The organism is Paenirhizobium cremeum (assembly GCF_047553425.1).
GTDB lineage: Bacteria > Pseudomonadota > Alphaproteobacteria > Rhizobiales > Rhizobiaceae > Allorhizobium > Allorhizobium cremeum.
Map to the genome: position 1 here is coordinate 3,888,803 of NZ_CP180217.1, position 18,269 is coordinate 3,907,071.

15 protein-coding genes are annotated in these 18,269 nt (G+C 60.4%); 14 read left to right on the top strand and 1 reads right to left on the bottom strand.

Annotation, left to right across the window (positions count from 1 at the left end; all coding sequences use genetic code 11):
* Positions 1-937: 937 nt before the first annotated feature.
* From ACLBKR_RS18725 to glpK, 14 genes are all read left to right on the top strand, one after another.
* Positions 938-2,533 (top strand): ABC transporter substrate-binding protein, encoded by a 1,596-nt coding sequence (locus ACLBKR_RS18725; RefSeq protein ID WP_414899974.1) that lies wholly within the window; start codon positions 938-940, stop codon positions 2,531-2,533.
* Positions 2,534-2,713: 180 nt separating this feature from the next.
* Entirely contained in the window at positions 2,714-3,718 is a 1,005-nt protein-coding gene (locus tag ACLBKR_RS18730; RefSeq protein WP_414899976.1) for an ABC transporter permease subunit, read from the top strand.
* A gap of 15 nt (positions 3,719-3,733) precedes the next feature.
* On the top strand, positions 3,734-4,642 hold the full coding sequence (locus ACLBKR_RS18735) for an ABC transporter permease subunit (RefSeq protein ID WP_112829995.1): 909 nt from the start codon (positions 3,734-3,736) through the stop codon (positions 4,640-4,642).
* A 1-nt stretch (position 4,643) separates the two neighbouring features.
* Positions 4,644-5,492, top strand: coding sequence for an ABC transporter ATP-binding protein (locus tag ACLBKR_RS18740; protein ID WP_113340518.1), 849 nt, complete (start codon positions 4,644-4,646; stop codon positions 5,490-5,492).
* Positions 5,489-6,349 carry a dipeptide ABC transporter ATP-binding protein gene (locus ACLBKR_RS18745; RefSeq protein ID WP_113340519.1) on the top strand — a complete coding sequence of 287 codons (861 nt, stop codon included), beginning with the start codon at positions 5,489-5,491 and terminating at the stop codon, positions 6,347-6,349. Before ACLBKR_RS18740 ends, ACLBKR_RS18745 begins: the two co-directional genes overlap by 4 nt.
* A gap of 175 nt (positions 6,350-6,524) precedes the next feature.
* Positions 6,525-7,289: a DeoR/GlpR family DNA-binding transcription regulator gene (locus tag ACLBKR_RS18750; protein ID WP_112830023.1), complete on the top strand. Its 765-nt coding sequence runs from the start codon at positions 6,525-6,527 to the stop codon at positions 7,287-7,289.
* Positions 7,290-7,409: 120 nt separating this feature from the next.
* Positions 7,410-8,921 carry a glycerol-3-phosphate dehydrogenase gene (locus tag ACLBKR_RS18755; protein WP_113448886.1) on the top strand — a complete coding sequence of 504 codons (1,512 nt, stop codon included), beginning with the start codon at positions 7,410-7,412 and terminating at the stop codon, positions 8,919-8,921.
* Positions 8,922-8,981: 60 nt separating this feature from the next.
* Positions 8,982-10,064 (top strand): ABC transporter ATP-binding protein, encoded by a 1,083-nt coding sequence (locus ACLBKR_RS18760; RefSeq protein ID WP_113448887.1) that lies wholly within the window; start codon positions 8,982-8,984, stop codon positions 10,062-10,064.
* A 14-nt stretch (positions 10,065-10,078) separates the two neighbouring features.
* Positions 10,079-11,149 carry an ABC transporter ATP-binding protein gene (locus tag ACLBKR_RS18765; protein WP_112829990.1) on the top strand — a complete coding sequence of 357 codons (1,071 nt, stop codon included), beginning with the start codon at positions 10,079-10,081 and terminating at the stop codon, positions 11,147-11,149.
* Positions 11,150-11,152: 3 nt separating this feature from the next.
* Positions 11,153-12,022 carry a carbohydrate ABC transporter permease gene (locus ACLBKR_RS18770; RefSeq protein ID WP_112829989.1) on the top strand — a complete coding sequence of 290 codons (870 nt, stop codon included), beginning with the start codon at positions 11,153-11,155 and terminating at the stop codon, positions 12,020-12,022.
* Between the two features lie 13 nt (positions 12,023-12,035).
* Positions 12,036-12,851, top strand: a complete 816-nt coding sequence (locus ACLBKR_RS18775) for a carbohydrate ABC transporter permease (protein WP_112829988.1) — start codon at positions 12,036-12,038, stop codon at positions 12,849-12,851.
* 19 nt (positions 12,852-12,870) lie between these two features.
* The gene (locus ACLBKR_RS18780; RefSeq protein WP_112829987.1) at positions 12,871-13,152 is read left to right on the top strand and encodes a DUF2160 domain-containing protein; all 282 of its coding nucleotides are present in this window, start codon (positions 12,871-12,873) and stop codon (positions 13,150-13,152) included.
* A gap of 78 nt (positions 13,153-13,230) precedes the next feature.
* Entirely contained in the window at positions 13,231-14,952 is a 1,722-nt protein-coding gene (locus tag ACLBKR_RS18785; RefSeq protein WP_112829986.1) for an ABC transporter substrate-binding protein, read from the top strand.
* Between the two features lie 187 nt (positions 14,953-15,139).
* Positions 15,140-16,636 (top strand): glycerol kinase GlpK, encoded by a 1,497-nt coding sequence (glpK, locus tag ACLBKR_RS18790; protein WP_414899983.1) that lies wholly within the window; start codon positions 15,140-15,142, stop codon positions 16,634-16,636.
* Between the two features lie 3 nt (positions 16,637-16,639).
* Here the strand turns inward: glpK and ACLBKR_RS18795 are convergent, their stop codons facing one another.
* Positions 16,640-18,265: a cisplatin damage response ATP-dependent DNA ligase gene (locus ACLBKR_RS18795; RefSeq protein ID WP_414899985.1), complete on the bottom strand. Its 1,626-nt coding sequence runs from the start codon at positions 18,263-18,265 to the stop codon at positions 16,640-16,642.
* Between the last annotated feature and the right edge of the window lie 4 nt (positions 18,266-18,269).

The window sequence follows — 18,269 nt, forward strand, 5'->3', positions numbered from 1 at the left end:
TCCCGTATTGTCGGTTACTTACGATGACAGCCCGCGGTAACGCAAGGATAAGGGACCCTCAAGCGAGCCGGCGGCCTTAGATGGACCCTGACGGCAAAGGAAGCGCTCAGTCGCTTTCCCGGCGGTGAGATGACTCCGTCTTACTCGCAATCCTCGGACCAGGTTCGCTGCTCGCCCCGGAACGTACAGGGGCTGTTGCCCTGTCTTGTATTCTGGCGATAGTAATCCCGTCTTGCCCGCTGAGAATCCTTGCCTGCGCAACGGTCGGGCATGCGCTGGCAATCGATATAGTTCTTGTCGCTGACGCGCGGATTACGCGGTTCGGCAGCTTGGGTCGGAACCGCCGCAGAAACGACGAGAGCGGTTGAAAGAACAAGCGGTAAAAGCTTCATCGGCCCCCCCTGACATCCCTGTTCTTCTTTATATGGGAGGTCAACGCGGCATTTCCATGATGTTTCTTGTTCCCCGCCGGTCGGTTCTTCATGGAAGATATCCCCTTCGAAACGGCTGGGAGGGGGTGCCTGAGCGATCGTGTCGCTTACGGAGCGGAGGAAGATCTAAAAAAGCGTGCGCTGAAGAGCTGCGCGGATATCGCCGGTCATCAAATTTCCCACGAAATTAATGGAATTTGAACGATATGAAACGTTTAAGAAAACTGCGCGATGACGGAAATTTGGCCAAGATGGAGCAAAACTGCGGCAGAATCTCTCTTTACATCGTTTTTTTTACCGATAAGAAAAAGGCCAGAGCGCCTGCCGGGCGCGACTGGTCTGCGAAGAACAGTTGTCAAATCGCGACCAGGTCCGGCCCGGCGAGGCTTCCGCCTTCGTGGGCGTTGCCACGAACAGAACGGCGCTGCGCAGATATTGGGGTGCGTTGCGTCAGACAGAAACCGGTGGAACCGGCGCGGCCGGATTTCGCCAATGGGAGAACATCAATGAAATTGAAGATTGGCTTTGCTGCGGCTCTGCTCGCGGCCACATTCCTTTCTACCGCCGCCAGCGGCAAGACCTTCGTGTACTGCTCCGAAGGCTCGCCGGAAGGCTTCGACCCGGGTCTCTACACCGCCGGCACGACCTTTGATGCCTCGGCTCATCCGGTCTACAGCCGTCTGCTCGAATTCGAGCCGGGCACGACCAATCCGGTTGCCGGCCTCGCAGAAAGCTGGACCGTTTCCGAGGACGGCAAGGAATACGTCTTCAAGCTGCGTCCTGGCGTGAAGTTCCAGACCACCGATTTTTTCACTCCGACCCGCGAACTGAACGCCGACGACGTCGTTTTCTCGATCGAGCGCCAGATCAAGGCTGACCATCCTTGGCACCAGTACGTCCCGGGCACGTCCTGGGAATATGCTGCCGGCATGGGCTTCCCGGAACTCATCAAGTCCGTCGAGAAGGTCGATGACCTCACGGTCAAGTTCGTCCTCAACCGTGCTGAAGCTCCGTTCCTCGCCAACGTCGCCATGCCGTTCGCTTCGATCATGTCGAAGGAATATGCCGACAAGCTCGACGCCGAAGGCAAGAAGGAACAGTTGAACCAGATGCCGGTCGGCACTGGCCCGTTCATCTTCGTCGGCTACCAGCAGGATGCCGTCATCCGCTACAAGAAGAACGCCGACTACTGGGGCGGCGCTCCGAAGATCGACGATCTCGTCTTCGCAATCACCACCGACGCTGCCGTTCGCTATCAGAAGCTGAAGGCCGGTGAATGCCACCTGATGCCGTTCCCGAACGCAGCCGACGTTGAATCCATGAAGGCCGATCCGAACCTAAAGGTTATGGAACAGGAAGGCCTGAACGTTGCCTACCTCGCCTACAACACCACGCAGCCGCCCTTCGACAAGGTCGAAGTCCGCAAGGCGCTGAACAAGGCGATCAACAAGAAGGCAATCGTCGACGCCGTGTTCCAGGGCATGGCCACCCCGGCGAAGAACCCGATCCCGCCGACCATGTGGTCCTATAACGACAAGATCGAAGACGACACCTACGACCTCGATGCAGCCAAGAAGATGCTTGAGGAAGCCGGCGTCAAGGATCTGTCGATGAAGATCTGGGCCATGCCGGTGTCGCGTCCCTACATGCTGAACGCCCGCCGCGCGGCCGAAATCATGCAGGACGACTTCGCCAAGATCGGCGTCAAGGTCGAGATCGTCTCTTATGAATGGGCTGAATATCTCGACCGTTCCAAGGCCAAGGATCGCGATGGCGCGGCCATGCTCGGCTGGACCGGCGACAATGGTGACCCGGACAACTTCCTCGACACCCTGCTCGGCTGCGAAGCCGTCGGCGGCAATAACCGCGCCCAGTGGTGCAACCCGGAGTTCGACGCCCTCGTGAAGAAGGCCAAGGTCACCTCGGACAAGGCTGAGCGCACCAAGCTCTACGAAGAGGCTCAGGTCATCTTCAAGCGCGAAGCGCCGTGGGCAACGCTTGACCACTCCCTGTCCGTCGTTCCGATGCGCAAGGATGTCTCCGGCTTCGTCCAGAGCCCGCTCGGCGACTTCACCTTCGAAAACGTCGACATCGCCGAGTAATCGTCAGGATTGAACGGATCACCGCGGAAGCCACGCGCTTCCGCGGTGATTGCATGACAGCCCGGCGGTTGTTACCGTCGAGCCGGAGCTTCCGGAACGCAGTTGCTGCTTCCCGAGCAAGATCGGCCAGAGATCGGCCGACGATTACAGACCTCCAAGAAAAACATAAGCGGGTCCCTCATGTTTGGCTTTCTCCTGCGGCGGCTTGCCGTCCTCATCCCGACATTCATCGGGGTATCGATCATAGCCTTCGCCTTCATCCGGCTGCTTCCGGGCGATCCGGTCGCTCTGCTGTCCGGCGAACGTGTCATGTCGCCCGAGCGGCATGCTCAGATCAGCGCCCAGCTCGGCCTCGACCGGCCCCTGGTCACCCAGTATCTCGACTATCTGGACGGTGTGCTGACCGGTGATTTCGGCTCCTCCATCGTCTCCAAGTCTCCGATCCTCGACCAGTTCATGTCGCTGTTTCCGGCAACGGTCGAGCTCTCCTTCTGCGCTATCATCATCGCGATCGTCCTCGGCATACCGGCTGGCGTCATCGCAGCGATCAAGCGGGGTTCGGTTTTCGACCAGTCGATGATGGGTGTGGCCCTCGTCGGCTATTCCATGCCGATTTTCTGGTGGGGCCTGCTGCTCATCATCCTGTTCTCCGGAATATTGCAATGGACCCCGGTGTCGGGCCGCATCTCGCTGATGTATTTCTTCCCCCCGGTAACGGGTTTCATGCTGATCGACTCGCTGTTGTCGGGCCAGAAGGGTGCTTTTTCGTCCGCGCTCAGCCATCTGGTCCTGCCGTCGATCGTGCTAGCCACCATCCCGCTCGCCGTCATCGCCCGCCAAACGCGCTCGGCCATGCTCGAAGTGCTCTCGGAAGACTATATCCGCACGGCTCGCGCCAAGGGTCTTTCGCCCTTCCGGGTCATCGGCCTGCACGCCCTGCGGAACGCAATGATCCCGGTCATCACCACGATCGGCCTGCAGATCGGCGTCATGCTCGCCGGCGCCATCCTGACCGAGACGATCTTCTCCTGGCCGGGCATCGGCAAGTGGATGGTCGATAGCGTCTTCCGTCGCGATTATCCGGTGATCCAGGGCGGCCTTCTTCTGATCGCCGGCATCATCATGGTCGTCAATCTCATTGTTGATCTGCTTTACGGCCTGATCAACCCGCGTATCCGCCACTAAGAGGTGAAAAACTCCATGGCTGAGACAACTCAAGGCCAGACGGTCTCAAGCGCGGCGATGCGCCGCCAGATGCTGGCCGAATTCTGGTTCTATTTCTCCGAAAATCGCGGGGCGGTGATCGGGCTCGTCGTCTTCATCGCGCTCGTGCTGGTCGCGATCCTTGCGCCGCTGGTCGCGCCCCATTCCCCGTTCGAACAGTATCGCGACGCGATTCTCCTTCCGCCGTCGTGGGTCGAAGGCGGCAACACCGCCTATTTGCTCGGTACGGATCCTGTCGGTCGCGATATTCTTTCCCGCCTGATCTACGGTGCCCAATATTCGCTCTTCATCGGTGTCTTCGTCACCACGCTGTCGCTGACCGGGGGCATTCTCGTCGGCCTGATCGCCGGCTACTACCGCGGCTGGATCGATACCGTCATCATGCGCCTGATGGACATCATCCTGGCCTTCCCGTCGCTGCTTCTCGCGCTGGTGCTGGTCGCGATCCTCGGACCGAGCCTGACCAACGGCATGATCGCCATCGCGCTCACCCTTCAGCCGCATTTCGTGCGCCTCACCCGTGCGGCAGTCATGGCGGAGAAGACCCGCGACTACGTGACCGCCGCCCGCCTTGCGGGCGCCGGCCCTTTCCGGCTGATGTTCCGCACCATCCTGCCGAACTGTACCGCGCCGCTGATCGTTCAGGCGACGCTGTCCTTCTCCAACGCGATCCTCGATGCCGCTGCCCTCGGCTTTCTCGGCATGGGCGCTCAGCCGCCGGCTCCGGAATGGGGAACCATGCTCGCTGAAGCCCGCGAATTCATCCTGCGTGCCTGGTGGGTGGTCACCTTCCCCGGTCTTGCCATCCTCATCACCGTTCTCGCCATCAACCTGATGGGCGACGGTCTGCGCGATGCGCTCGATCCGAAACTGAAGAGGTCCTGACATGGCGCTTCTCGATATTCAGAACCTGACCGTCGAATTCGAAACGGCCTCTGGCTGGTTCAAGGCGGTCGATGGCGTATCGCTTTCGGTGAAAGCCGGCGAGGTGCTGGCGATTGTCGGAGAATCAGGCTCCGGCAAGTCGGTCTCGATGCTCGCCGTCATGGGCCTTCTACCCTGGACGGCGAAGATTACCGCCGACAGCATGCTCTTTCAGGGCAAGGACATCATGCGCATTTCGCCCGCCGAACGGCGCAAGCTGATCGGCAAAGACATCGCCATGATCTTCCAGGAACCGGTGGCAAGCCTCAATCCCTGCTTCACCGTGGGTTTCCAGATCGAGGAAGTTCTGCGCATTCATATGGGCCTCGGCAAGACCGCCCGTCGCGAGCGCGCCATCGAGCTTTTCCGGCTGGTCGGCTTGCCCGATCCGGCCGAGCGGCTCAATCACTTCCCGCACCAGATGTCCGGTGGCCAGTGCCAGCGCGTAATGATCGCCATGGCGATCGCCTGCGATCCGAAGCTTCTGATCGCCGACGAGCCGACCACCGCGCTCGACGTGACCATCCAGAAACAGATCCTCGACCTCCTGATGGACCTGCAGGCAAAGAACGGCATGGGCCTCATCATGATTACCCATGACATGGGTGTCGTGGCCGAAACCGCCGACCGTGTGATCGTGCAGTACAAGGGCCGCAAGATGGAAGAGGCCGACGTGCTCTCGCTCTTCGAAGCGCCGAAGAACGCCTATACGCGCGCTCTTCTTTCCGCCTTGCCGGAAAACGCGACCGGGGATCGTCTGACGACCGTTTCCGACTTCCTCGCAGGTTCGGCAGCAGGAGAAAACGCATGAGCGATACGACCGCGACACAACCGCCGATGCTCGAGATCCGCAATATCAAGCGCGATTACCACGTGCCGACCGGCCTCTTCAAACCGGAGAAGGTCGTGCATGCCGTCAAGGGCGTGTCCTTCAAGCTGGAAACCGGCAAGACGCTTGCCATCGTCGGCGAAAGCGGCTGCGGCAAGTCCACGCTCGCCCGCATCCTGACCTTCATCGACGAGCCAACATCGGGCGAACTCCTGATCGAGGGAAAGCCGGTCGACACCCGTCCGGGTCATCTTACGGCGGAAATGCGCCAGAAGGTGCAGATCGTCTTCCAGAACCCCTATGGATCGCTCAACCCACGCCAGAAGATCGGCGACGTTCTCGGCGAGCCGCTGGCGATCAACACGAACATGGCCGCTGCCGAACGTCGCGAGCGGGCGACGGAAATGCTGGTGAAAGTCGGCCTTGGACCGGAACACTACAATCGCTATCCGCACATGTTCTCCGGCGGCCAGCGTCAGCGTATCGCCATTGCCCGCGCGCTGATGCTGAATCCGAAGCTGCTTGTGCTGGACGAGCCGGTTTCCGCCCTCGACCTTTCGGTACAGGCACAGGTGCTGAACCTCCTCGCGGATCTCCAGGACGAGTTCGGCCTGACCTATGTCTTCATCAGCCACGATCTCTCGGTTGTGCGCTACATCGCGGACGAGGTGATGGTGATGTATTACGGCGAGGCAGTCGAATATGGCAGCCGCGACGAAGTCTTCTCAGATCCGAAGCACGACTATACCCGAACATTGTTTGCCGCGACGCCGCGCGCCGACGTCGAATCGATTCGCGCCCGCATTGCTGCAAAGAAGGCGGGAGCAAAGGTGGTCTGATCGGGTCTCCGCACGATAGCGGCGTAGACTACAGGCCGGCGCGAAAGCGCCGGCCTTTTTCTTGGCCAGCGCTTATGCCGTAGAGCCCGTAATCACTGATGAGCCTATTGCTGGATTTTCGTTTTCCCGTAGGATGAAGAAAAACGAAAAAGAAAAGCGAAAGGGAGGGATCGTCATGTTGCTTACCCCGCGTCAGGCGGAAATCGTAGCGCTCGCCAAGGAACAGGGCCGCGTTCTGGTCGATGAACTCGCCACCCGTTTTTCCGTCACGCCCCAGACGATCCGCAAGGATTTGAATGACCTCTGCGACGGTCGGGCGCTGACGCGCATTCATGGCGGCGCGATCTTCCCGAGTGGCAACGAAAACGTCAAATACGAGGCGCGGCGGTCGATTGCCGCTTCCGAAAAACAGGCGATCGGCAGGGCCGCAGCCGCCCTCATTCCCGACAACTCCTCGCTTTTCATCAATATCGGTACGACGACGGAAGCCGTGGGCGAAGCGCTCACCGACCACCGAGAACTCATGGTCATCACCAATAACATCAACGTTGCCAATCGCTTGAGGGTGTTCCCCTCGATCGAGGTGGTGATTGCCGGTGGTGTTGTCCGTGGCTCCGACGGCGGCATCGTCGGTGAGGCGGCGGTCGATTTCATTCGGCAGTTCAAGGTGGATTTCGCCGTCATCGGCGTGTCGGCAATCGATGGAGACGGCGCGCTTCTTGATTTCGACTTTCGCGAGGTAAAGGTGGCCCAGGCCATCATGGCCAATGCCCGTCATGTCATATTGGTGAGCGATTCCAGCAAGTTCGAGCGTACTGCTCCGGTGCGCATCGGCCATCTTTCACAGGTCCATACCTTCATCACCGATCGCTGTCCACTGGATGCCATACGGACGATCTGCGTCGAAAACGGCGTTAATCTCATCGAGACCGCACCATGAAGTACGCCCCCGCAAGGGATCGATAAATCTTCGTTTGACATTCGATTTGATTTCGAATTAGATAAACACACTTTCGCATTTGCAAAAATTTGTGCAATGCGAAATAGGGTGGGGAAAAGAATGTCAGGCGATACGGTTTTCGATCTTTTTGTGATCGGTGGCGGCATCAACGGTTGCGGCATTGCCCGCGATGCTGTTGGTCGTGGCTACTCCGTGGCACTCGCCGAAATGAACGATTTCGCCTCCGGCACCTCGTCAGGCGCGACCAAGCTCATCCATGGCGGCCTTCGTTATCTCGAATACTACGAATTTCGGCTGGTGCGCGAGGCGCTTATGGAGCGTGAGGTGCTTTGGGCAATGGCGCCGCATATCATCTGGCCCATGCGCTTCGTCCTGCCTTTCCAGAAGGGCGGCATTCGCCCCGCATGGCTCATCCGGCTCGGACTTTTCCTTTACGATCATCTGGGTGGACGCAAGCTTCTGCCGCCCACGAAGACGCTCGATCTTCGGCGCGATGTCGCCGGCAAGCCGCTGAAGCCGCTGTTTTCGCGTGCTTTCGAATATTCCGACGGCTGGGTCGATGACGCGCGCATGGTCGTGTTGAATGCCCGCGACGCTGCTGATCGCGGTGCCACTATCCTCAGCCGTTCAAAGGTCGTGTCGGCGCGCCGGGACGGCGACGTCTGGGTGGTCGATGTCCGCAACGAACAGACCGGAGCCGTGACGACCTTTCGGTCCCGCATGCTGGTCAATGCCGCGGGTCCCTGGGTGGATCAGGTGCTGGCCGGCGCTTTCGGGCGCAACAACGTGCACAATGTCCGTCTCGTGCAGGGCAGCCATATCGTGGTGCGCAAGAAGTTCTCCGACTCGCGCGCCTATTTTTTTCAGAATCCGGATAACCGCATCATCTTCGCGATCCCTTATGAAAAGGAATTCACGCTGATCGGCACGACGGATCGCGACTATTCGGGCGATCCTAAAAGTGTGAAGATCAGCGATGAAGAGGTCACCTATCTGTGCAATGCGGCAAGCGAGTATTTTGCCGAACCGGTGCGCCCCGAGGATATCGTCTGGACTTATTCGGCGGTGCGCCCGCTTTATGACGACGGCGCCTCCAAGGCCCAGGAGGCGACCCGCGATTATGTGTTGAAGCTGGATGGAGACCGGGCCGGCCCGCCCCTGCTCAATGTCTTCGGCGGCAAGCTGACGACCTATCGGCGACTGGCCGAGCATGCGCTGGAAAAGATCGGCGAGGCCATCGGCGTGAAGGGTTCTTCCTGGACAGCCGGAAGCCGGCTTCCGGGTGGTGATTTCGGGCCGACTGGCTACGAGGCGGAAGTTGCCAAGCTTGCGAAGCACGCCCCTTTCCTGTCACGACCGCACGCCGAGCGGCTCGTCCGCTGTTACGGGACGCTGGCGAATTCAATTATCGGCCACGCATCGCGGCCCGAGGATCTGGGTAGGTTTTTTGGCGGCACGCTCTACGAAGCGGAAGTTCGCTGGCTGATCGATAGGGAATGGGCGCGCACGGCAGACGATGTGTTGTGGCGGCGTACAAAGCAGGGATTGTTCCTGACGGCCGTGGAGGCCGCGGAACTTGAGGAATATATGGCAGGCGTTGTCGTTCACTGACGCGCCCGGCCGGACTTGTTCATATCTATCGCCGACGGTTGGAGGAGGCCCGAGGAAAAAATGCTCGAATTGCGCAATGTGTCGAAGATGGCGGGCGGCGAATTTCATATTCGCCCGACCGATCTGACGTTACGGCGGGGTACGCTGAACGTCCTGCTCGGGCCGACGCTCTCCGGCAAGACCTCGCTGATGCGCCTCATGGCCGGCCTCGACAAGCCGACCGAGGGCGCGATCCATTTCGACGGCGAGGACGTGACCGGCGTCCCGGTGCAGAAGCGCAACGTTGCCATGGTCTATCAGCAGTTCATCAACTATCCGGCGCTGACCGTCTATGAAAACGTTGCCTCGCCGATGCGGATTGCCGGAAAGGACCACGCGACCATTGATCGCGAAGTGCGCAAGGCGGCCGACCTCCTCAAGCTCACGCCCTATCTTGATCGTACGCCGCTCAATCTTTCCGGCGGCCAGCAGCAGCGTACGGCGCTGGCGCGGGCGATCGTCAAGAAGGCCAATCTGGTCCTGCTCGACGAGCCGCTGGCAAACCTTGATTACAAACTGCGCGAGGAACTGCGCGAAGAACTGCCCAAGATTTTCGCCGAATCCGGCGCGATCTTCGTCTACGCCACCACGGAACCCTCCGAGGCGCTGCTGCTTGGCGGCAATACGGCCACGCTCAGCGAAGGCCGCATAACCCAGTTCGGTCCGACGATCGAGGTCTATCGCCATCCAGTCGATCTCCTTACGGCAAAAACCTTCGCCGATCCGCCGCTGAACACCATTCAGGCCATCAAGGCCGACGGCGTCTTTCGCGTCGGCGAACAGGCCGCGCTTCCGGTGTCGCCGCATTTGCTCGGCGTTGCGAACGGTCCGGTTACGATTGCATTCCAGCCGCACCATCTGGCGCTGCGCCGCCAGCATGACGCTGTCGCCAGAGTGAGCGCCCGTACCCTGATCTCCGAGATAGCCGGCTCGGAAAGCTTCATTCACCTCGAATTCGCTGGCGCCCGCTGGGTCATGCTCGCTCATGGCATCCATGACATCGAGCCGGATCGGGAAATCGAGGTCTATGTCGATGCGCGCCATCTGATGGCGTTCGATGGCGAGGGTCGCGCGCTTGGCGCGCCGGCCTCCGAGGCGGTGTGAGGAGGTACGGGATCATGGCACGCATCAATCTCCAGCACATCCGTCACGCTTACAGCGCCAAGGCGCAGGCTGCCGGCGACTACGCTCTCAAGGAAGTGCATCACGAATGGGCCGATGGCGGCGCCTATGCGCTGCTTGGTCCCTCCGGCTGCGGCAAGACCACTTTGCTCAACATCATTTCCGGGCTGCTTTATCCTTCTGAAGGACATATCGAATTCGATGGGGTCGATGTTACAAGGCTCTCGACCGAGCAGCGCAACATTGCGCAGGTTTTCCAGTTCCCGGTCGTCTACGACACGATGACGGTGTTCGACAATCTCGCCTTTCCCTTGCGCAACCGGCATGTGCCGGAAGCCGAGGTTCAGCATCGTGTTGCGGAGATCCTCGAAATGATCGACCTCGGCGGCATGGCGAAGCGCCGGGCGCAAGGCCTGACCGCCGACCAGAAGCAGAAGATTTCCCTGGGCCGCGGCCTCGTGCGGGCAGACGTCAATGCGATCCTCTTCGACGAACCGCTGACGGTGATCGACCCGCATATGAAATGGGTACTGCGGTCGCAACTGAAGCGGCTGCACCGCCAGTCCGGTTTCACCATGGTCTATGTCACGCATGACCAGACCGAGGCGCTCACCTTCGCCGACAAGGTGGTGGTGATGTATGACGGGCAGATCGTGCAGATCGGCACGCCGGCCGAACTCTTCGAAAAGCCGAGCCACACATTCGTCGGCTATTTCATCGGCTCTCCGGGCATGAACGTCATGCCGGTCGCCGTAGAGGGCTCTTCTGCCCGTATTGGCGATCAATCCATTCCGCTAGCCGGCTCGCCCAAGGTCGGCGCCGCCGGCAAGGTAGAGCTCGGTATCCGGCCTGAATTCGTCCGTCTCGGACGCGAAGGCATGCCGGTTCAGGTCAGCAAGGTCGAGGACATCGGCCGCCAGAAGATCGTTCGCGCCACATTCTGCGGCCAGCCGTTGTCGATCGTCCTTGCCGAGGATGACGAAGTGCCCGCGGAGGCGCGCATTACTTTCGATCCGAAGGCGATTGGCATTTACGCCGATTCCTGGCGCGTGGGCATGGAGGGCTGATCTGTGGAAAAGACCTGGAATAACAAGGCCTGGTTCATGGTGCTGCCGGTTCTGGTTCTGGTGGCCTTCTCGGCGGTGATCCCGCTGATGACGGTGGTGAACTATTCGGTGCAGGATACGTTCGGAAACAACGAATTCTTCTGGGCCGGCACGGACTGGTTCAAGGAAATCCTCGAATCCGACCGTTTCTGGGATGCGCTGGTGCGCAACCTGATCTTTTCCATGGTGATCCTGGCGATCGAGGTTCCGCTCGGCATCCTGATTGCGCTCAACATGCCGAAGAAGGGGCTTGGCGTTCCCGTCTGCCTCGTACTGATGGCGCTGCCGCTGCTCATTCCGTGGAACGTCGTCGGCACCATCTGGCAGGTATTCGGCCGCGTCGATATCGGCCTTCTCGGCCACACGCTGACAGCTCTCGGCGTCAGCTATAACTATACGCAGGATCCGGTCGCCGCGTGGATCACTGTCATCGTCATGGATGTGTGGCACTGGACAAGCCTCGTCGTGCTGCTCTGCTATGCCGGTCTCGTGTCGATCCCGGATGCCTATTATCAGGCGGCCAAGATCGATGGTGCATCCCGCTGGTCGGTATTCCGTTACATCCAGTTGCCGAAGATGAAGCGTGTGCTTCTGATCGCGGTGCTGCTGCGCTTCATGGACAGCTTCATGATCTATACCGAACCATTCGTCGTCACCGGCGGCGGCCCCGGCAACTCCACGACCTTCCTGTCGATCGACCTGGTCAAGATGGCGGTCGGCCAGTTCGACCTCGGCCCGGCGGCTGCCATGTCGATCATCTACTTCCTGATTATCCTGGCCCTGTCCTGGATTTTCTACACCGTCATGACCAACAGCGATGCAGCGGAAAAGTGAGGGAGGCAGGACCATGAACCACGATACGCGCGGCAGGCTCTCCTTTCTCGTTCCGACGATCTACATCGTCTTCCTGATCCTGCCGATCTACTGGCTGGTCAACATGAGCTTCAAGGAAAATACCGAGATCCTCGGCGCCTTGTCGCTATGGCCCAGCAATCCGACACTCAGGAACTATGCGGTGATCTTCACCGATCCCTCCTGGTACAAGGGCTACATCAACTCGATCATCTACGTGGTGATGAACACCGTGATCTCGGTCACCGCGGCGCTGCCGGCGGCCTATGCCTTCTCGCGCTACCGGTTCCTTGGCGACAAGCACCTGTTCTTCTGGCTGCTGACCAACCGCATGGCGCCGCCTGCCGTCTTCGCGCTACCCTTCTTCCAGCTCTATTCGGCCTTCGGCCTGATCGACACCCACATTGCGGTGGCCATCGCTCACTGCCTGTTCAACGTGCCGCTCGCCGTCTGGATCCTCGAGGGCTTCATGTCCGGTGTACCGAAGGAAATCGACGAGACCGCCTATATCGACGGTTATTCCTTCCCGAAATTCTTCGTGAAGATCTTCATGCCGCTGATTGCCTCCGGCATCGGTGTCGCCGCCTTCTTCTGCTTCATGTTCTCGTGGGTCGAATTGCTGATCGCCCGCACGCTGACGACGACGGATGCCAAGCCGATTGCCGCGATCATGACCCGCACGGTTTCGGCCTCGGGCATGGACTGGGGCGTGCTGGCCGCCGCGGGTGTTCTCACGATCATTCCCGGCGCGCTCGTCATCTATTTTGTCCGTAACTACATCGCCAAGGGCTTCGCCCTGGGCCGCGTCTGAGTAAGTAAGGGAGGCTCTGATGAACTTTTCCTGGATGGCCTGGACGTTGCCGACAGCGCTGTTCTTCGGCGGCATCTTTGCCCTGATTGCGCTGATGGCGGTGTGGGAATATTTCGCGCCGGGCGGCAATCCGCGCATCGGCATCCTGCGCTTCGAAACGACCCGCGGCGACCGGCTTTTCGTTTCGCTGCTCGGTTCGGCATTCATTCATCTTGCCTGGCTGGGACTTGGCGGTCCCAACCTCTGGTGGGCTCTCGCCTTGTCAGTGGTCTACGCCGTTGGCGTATTCCGCTTCGTGTGAGGCAGAAAGGACGGATGGCGGGAGGACCGGCATCCACGACGAAAGAAACTGCAATCGCAAACCCTTGGGAGGACAATCATGCGACGGCATCTTTTGACGACGACGGCAGCCATGCTGCTGGCACTTACCGGCACGGCTTTCGCCGGCATGGAGGAGGCAAAACAGTTCCTGGACAAGGAAGTGGGGGACCTTTCGGCCCTCTCCCGCGCCGATCAGGAAAAGGAAATGCAGTGGTTCATCGACGCTGCCAAACCTTTTGCCGGTATGGAAATCAAGGTGGTTTCGGAAACCATCACCACCCATGAATATGAATCGAAGGTTCTGGCACCCGCCTTCACCGCGATCACCGGTATCAAGATCACCCACGATCTCATCGGCGAAGGCGATGTGATCGAGAAACTGCAGACACAGATGCAGTCGGGTGAAAACATTTATGACGCCTATGTCAACGATAGCGATCTCATCGGCACTCATTGGCGCTACCAGCAGGCCCGCTCGCTGACCGACTGGATGGCCAACGAAGGCAAGGACGTCACCAATCCCGGCCTCGACATCGATGACTTCATCGGCAAGTCCTTCACCACCGCTCCGGATGGCAAGCTTTACCAGCTTCCCGACCAGCAGTTCGCCAACCTTTACTGGTTCCGTTACGACTGGTTCAACGATCCGAAGAACAAGGAGGACTTCAAGGCGAAGTATGGCTACGACCTCGGCGTTCCCGTCAACTGGTCGGCTTACGAGGATATCGCCGAATTCTTCACCGGCCGCGAGATCGACGGCAAGAAGGTCTATGGCCACATGGACTACGGCAAGAAGGACCCGTCGCTCGGCTGGCGCTTCACCGACGCCTGGCTCTCCATGGCCGGCAACGGCGACAAGGGTATTCCGAACGGAAAGCCGGTGGATGAATGGGGCATCAAGGTCGACGAGAATTCTCGGCCGGTCGGCTCCTGCGTCGCCCGTGGCGGCGATACCAACGGCCCGGCAGCCGTCTATTCAATCCAGAAGTATCTTGATTGGCTGAAGGCCTATGCTCCGGCTTCCGCCGCCGGCATGACCTTCTCGGAATCCGGTCCGGTGCCGTCGCAGGGTGAGATTGCCCAGCAGATGTTCACCTACACGGCATTTACGGCTGACTTCGTCAAGGATGGCCTGCCGGTCGTCAATTCGGACGGCACGCCGAAGTGGCGTTTCGCTCCGTCTCCGCATGGCGTCTACTGGAAGGACGGCATGAAGCTCGGCTATCAGGACGCCGGTTCCTGGACGCTGATGAAGTCGACGCCCGACGACCGCGCCAAGGCCGCATGGCTCTACGCCCAGTTCGTCACCTCGAAGACGGTCGACGTCAAGAAGAGCCATGTCGGCCTGACCTTCATCCGTCAGTCGACGCTGGATCACCAGTCCTTCACCGATCGCGCGCCGAAGCTCGGCGGTCTGATCGAGTTCTACCGTTCGCCGGCTCGCCTGCAGTGGTCGCCGACGGGCACGAACATTCCTGACTATCCGAAGCTCGCTCAGCTCTGGTGGCAAGCAATCGGCGATGCCTCTTCAGGTGCGAAGACCGCTCAGGAAGCCATGGACTCGCTGTGCGCCGAGCAGGAAAAGGTCCTTTCCCGCCTCGAACGTTCCGGCGTTCAGGGCGATATGGGTCCGAAGCTCGCCGAAGAGCATGATATCGAGTACTGGAACAAGGATGCCGTCGCGAAGGGCAATCTTGCGCCGCAGCTGAAGATCGAGAACGAGAAGGAAAAGCCCGTCACCGTCAACTATGACGAACTCGTCGCCAGCTGGAAGAAGTAAATCCTAGTAGAAATCGGGAGAAGGACCGGGGCGCGGACCAAGTGCCCCGGTCACCTGTGTTTCGGGAATGACGACGGTTTCCCGAAAATATGGAGGGATCTTGCGTCCTTGACGGCGCGGGACAAAGAGTAGAGGCAGGGCAGGCATCCTGTTTTCACCTGCCATGCGAAAGGGAGCGAGACAGTCCATGGGTGGTTACATCCTCGCCATCGATCAGGGAACCACATCCAGCCGCGCCGTTGTCTTCGATGGAGACATGACGATTGCGGGCGTTGGCCAGCAGGAATTCACGCAGCATTTCCCGTCTTCCGGCTGGGTGGAACACGATGCCGAGGAAATCTGGAGAAGCGTTCTCGCAACCGTTCGAACCGCACTTACCAAGGCAAGCGTATCCGCCGCCGACATCACAGCGATCGGCATCACCAACCAGCGCGAGACCACGGTCGTGTGGGACCGCAAGACCGGCGAGCCGCTGCACCGCGCGATCGTCTGGCAGGATCGCCGCACGGCCCGTTTCTGCGAGGAGTTGAAGGAAAAAGGCCTCGAACCGAAGTTCACCGCAAAGACCGGCCTGCTGCTTGATCCCTATTTTTCCGGCACAAAGCTTTCCTGGCTCTTGACCAATGTCGAGGGATTGCGCGCCCGCGCCGAGGCCGGCGAGGTTTGCTTCGGCACAGTGGATAGCTGGCTCATCTACAAGCTGACGGGCGGCAAGGTGCATGTTACCGACGCCACGAACGCGTCCCGCACGCTTCTTTACAATATCGGCGAGAACCGCTGGGACGACGAACTTCTGTCGATTCTCGATGTTCCCGCCGCCATGCTCCCGGAAGTCAAGGATTGCGCCGCCGATTTCGGCGTGACCGATCCGGCGGTCTTCGGCGTTGCCATCCCCATTCTGGGTGTCGCGGGCGACCAGCAGGCCGCCGTGATCGGCAATGCCTGCTTCGAGCCCGGCATGATGAAGTCCACCTATGGCACCGGCTGCTTCGCGCTGCTCAACACCGGCACCGACCGGGTCGCCTCGTCGAACCGCCTGCTGACTACCATCGCCTACCGGCTGGACGGGGTCACGACCTATGCGTTGGAAGGCTCGATCTTTATCGCCGGTGCGGCGGTGCAGTGGTTGCGCGATGAACTCGGTTTCATCGGCGTTTCATCCGAAGTGGGCGCGCTGGCCATGAAGGCGGACCCTAACCAGCGCGTCTACCTCGTGCCTGCCTTCACCGGCCTTGGCGCCCCCTACTGGGATGCTGAAGCGCGCGGCGCGATCTTTGGCCTGACGCGCAGCACCGGGCCGGAGGAATTCGCCCGCGCAGCCCTGGAAAGCGTCGCTTACCAGACCCACGACCTGCTGGAGGCGATGAAGAAGGACTGGAACGGTGCAGCCGACAAGACCGTGCTGCGCGTCGATGGCGGCATGGTTGCCTCCGACTGGACCATGCAGCGGCTCGCTGACATTCTGGCAAGCCCGGTCGACCGGCCGGTGATCCTTGAAACGACGGTCCTCGGCGCCGCATGGCTCGCGGGCTCCCGCGCTGGCATCTGGCCGGATCGCAAGGGCTTTGCCGAACGCTGGCGTCGCGATCATCGTTTCGAGCCTGCCATGCCGCAGGCCGAGCGTATTGCGGCTATTGCCGGTTGGCACGACAGCGTGTCGCGCTGCCTGACCAAGCGGCGTTGACGCTCAGCTTGCCCTGTCGATCATGCCGACCAGCGTTTCCAGCCGGTCGGCCTCGCGCGGCAGCTTGTCCTGCCGCAGCCGTGCGATGCGGGGGAACCGCATCGCGACACCCGACTTATGCCGGCCGGATCGAGAAATGCCTTCGAAGGCCACTTCCACGACGAAGCCGTGATCCGGTTCAGCGCGAAGCGCCCGCACCGGGCCGAACCGATCGACGGTGTTGTTACGCACATAGCGGTCGAGGACTTCGAGTTCCGCATCGGTAAAGCCGAAATAGGCCTTTCCGACGGGAACGAGCACGTCGCCCTGCTCCGGATCGGCGGTCCAGACCCCGAAAGTGAAATCGGAATAATAGCTCGAACGTTTGCCGTGGCCGCGCTGCGCATACATCAGCACGGCGTCGACATTCATCGGGTCGCGCTTCCATTTGAACCACGGCCCCTTTATGCGCCCGGCCTGATAGCTGCTGTCCAACCGCTTTATCATCACGCCCTCGATCACAGGATCGGGTGGATCGCCACGCAAACGGTCGAGCTCTTCCCATGAGGAAAACGGCACCAGCGGTGAGAGATCGAAACGCGTTGGTGCGGCATTCTCGATTGTGCGGGCGAGCCGTTCCCGCCGGATGAGAAATGTCTCGGCGCGAATGTCGGTATCGCGATCGAAGAGCATATCATAGGCCCGGATGAAGGCCGGGTAGTCGCGGATCATCTTGCTGGAAACGGTCTTGCGGTTCAGCCGCTGCTGCAGGTCGGAAAATGTCCGGGTCGTCTCGTTCGAGCGGAGCGTTCCACCGATCAACAGTTCGCCGTCGATCACGCCCTCGAACTCGGCGGCGTCCAGCACATCCGGAAAGGCGGCGGAGATGTCGTCGCCCGAGCGGGAGTAGAGCTTTCGCCTTCCGCCGAAATGAGAAAGCTGCACACGGATGCCATCCCATTTCCACTCGGCGGCAAAGTCCTTGGGGTCCAGTCCTTCCAGATCGCGGTCGCCAACGGGATTGGAGAGCATCACCGAGTGAAAGATCGCCGGCGTTGCAAGAACCGGCTTGTCGCCGCGATCTTCCAGCCAGGCGAACAGGTTCTCGTAGGGCGGCTCGAGCCCGTGCCAGAGCGTTTCTATCTCGCTCACGTCCTTCCGGCCGAATTGCGCAAGCGCCTGCTTGGCAAGGCGGGCCGATACCCCGATCCTTAAGCCACCGGTCACCAGCTTCAGAAAGGCGAAACGGCCGGATGTGTCGAGTGCGTCGAGCAGCCCCCGGACGACACTGCGCGTGTCGCTGCGGCTGGCGGTCTGCAGGGCATGGATCACCTCGGAAAGCCGTGGCTGGCTTGTGAGCGAACGCTGGGTGACCCGGTCGCCGTCCCATACCAGCGAGATGGTTTCGGCGAGGTCCCCGACGTAATCGTAGGAATAGCGGAATAGCTCCTCATCCATCCGCTCCAGTACCAGCTCGCGCAGGAGAGCCGGCTTCACATTAGCAAGGTCGAGCGTACCGGCGAGAACGGCGAGCCCGTAACCCCTGTCGGGATCGGGGGTATCGCGGAAATAGTCGGTGAGCAGCGTCAGCTTGCCGTTGCGCGCGGGCGTCAGCACGAGGCGGTCGAGCAGGTCGGAGAAGGCTTTCATGACG

Excerpts from the sequence above, each read along its gene's own strand:
- glpK (WP_414899983.1), top strand. The coding sequence starts at position 15,140 with ATGGGTGGTTACATCCTCGCCATCGATCAGGGAACCACATCCAGCCGC.
- ACLBKR_RS18740 (WP_113340518.1), top strand. The coding sequence starts at position 4,644 with ATGGCGCTTCTCGATATTCAGAACCTGACCGTCGAATTCGAAACGGCC.
- ACLBKR_RS18780 (WP_112829987.1), top strand. The coding sequence starts at position 12,871 with ATGAACTTTTCCTGGATGGCCTGGACGTTGCCGACAGCGCTGTTCTTC.
- ACLBKR_RS18785 (WP_112829986.1), top strand. The coding sequence starts at position 13,231 with ATGCGACGGCATCTTTTGACGACGACGGCAGCCATGCTGCTGGCACTT.
- ACLBKR_RS18745 (WP_113340519.1), top strand. The coding sequence starts at position 5,489 with ATGAGCGATACGACCGCGACACAACCGCCGATGCTCGAGATCCGCAAT.
- ACLBKR_RS18775 (WP_112829988.1), top strand. The coding sequence starts at position 12,036 with ATGAACCACGATACGCGCGGCAGGCTCTCCTTTCTCGTTCCGACGATC.
- ACLBKR_RS18755 (WP_113448886.1), top strand. The coding sequence starts at position 7,410 with ATGTCAGGCGATACGGTTTTCGATCTTTTTGTGATCGGTGGCGGCATC.
- ACLBKR_RS18735 (WP_112829995.1), top strand. The coding sequence starts at position 3,734 with ATGGCTGAGACAACTCAAGGCCAGACGGTCTCAAGCGCGGCGATGCGC.
- ACLBKR_RS18750 (WP_112830023.1), top strand. The coding sequence starts at position 6,525 with ATGTTGCTTACCCCGCGTCAGGCGGAAATCGTAGCGCTCGCCAAGGAA.
- ACLBKR_RS18765 (WP_112829990.1), top strand. The coding sequence starts at position 10,079 with ATGGCACGCATCAATCTCCAGCACATCCGTCACGCTTACAGCGCCAAG.
- ACLBKR_RS18760 (WP_113448887.1), top strand. The coding sequence starts at position 8,982 with ATGCTCGAATTGCGCAATGTGTCGAAGATGGCGGGCGGCGAATTTCAT.
- ACLBKR_RS18725 (WP_414899974.1), top strand. The coding sequence starts at position 938 with ATGAAATTGAAGATTGGCTTTGCTGCGGCTCTGCTCGCGGCCACATTC.
- ACLBKR_RS18795 (WP_414899985.1), bottom strand. The coding sequence starts at position 18,265 with ATGAAAGCCTTCTCCGACCTGCTCGACCGCCTCGTGCTGACGCCCGCG.
- ACLBKR_RS18730 (WP_414899976.1), top strand. The coding sequence starts at position 2,714 with ATGTTTGGCTTTCTCCTGCGGCGGCTTGCCGTCCTCATCCCGACATTC.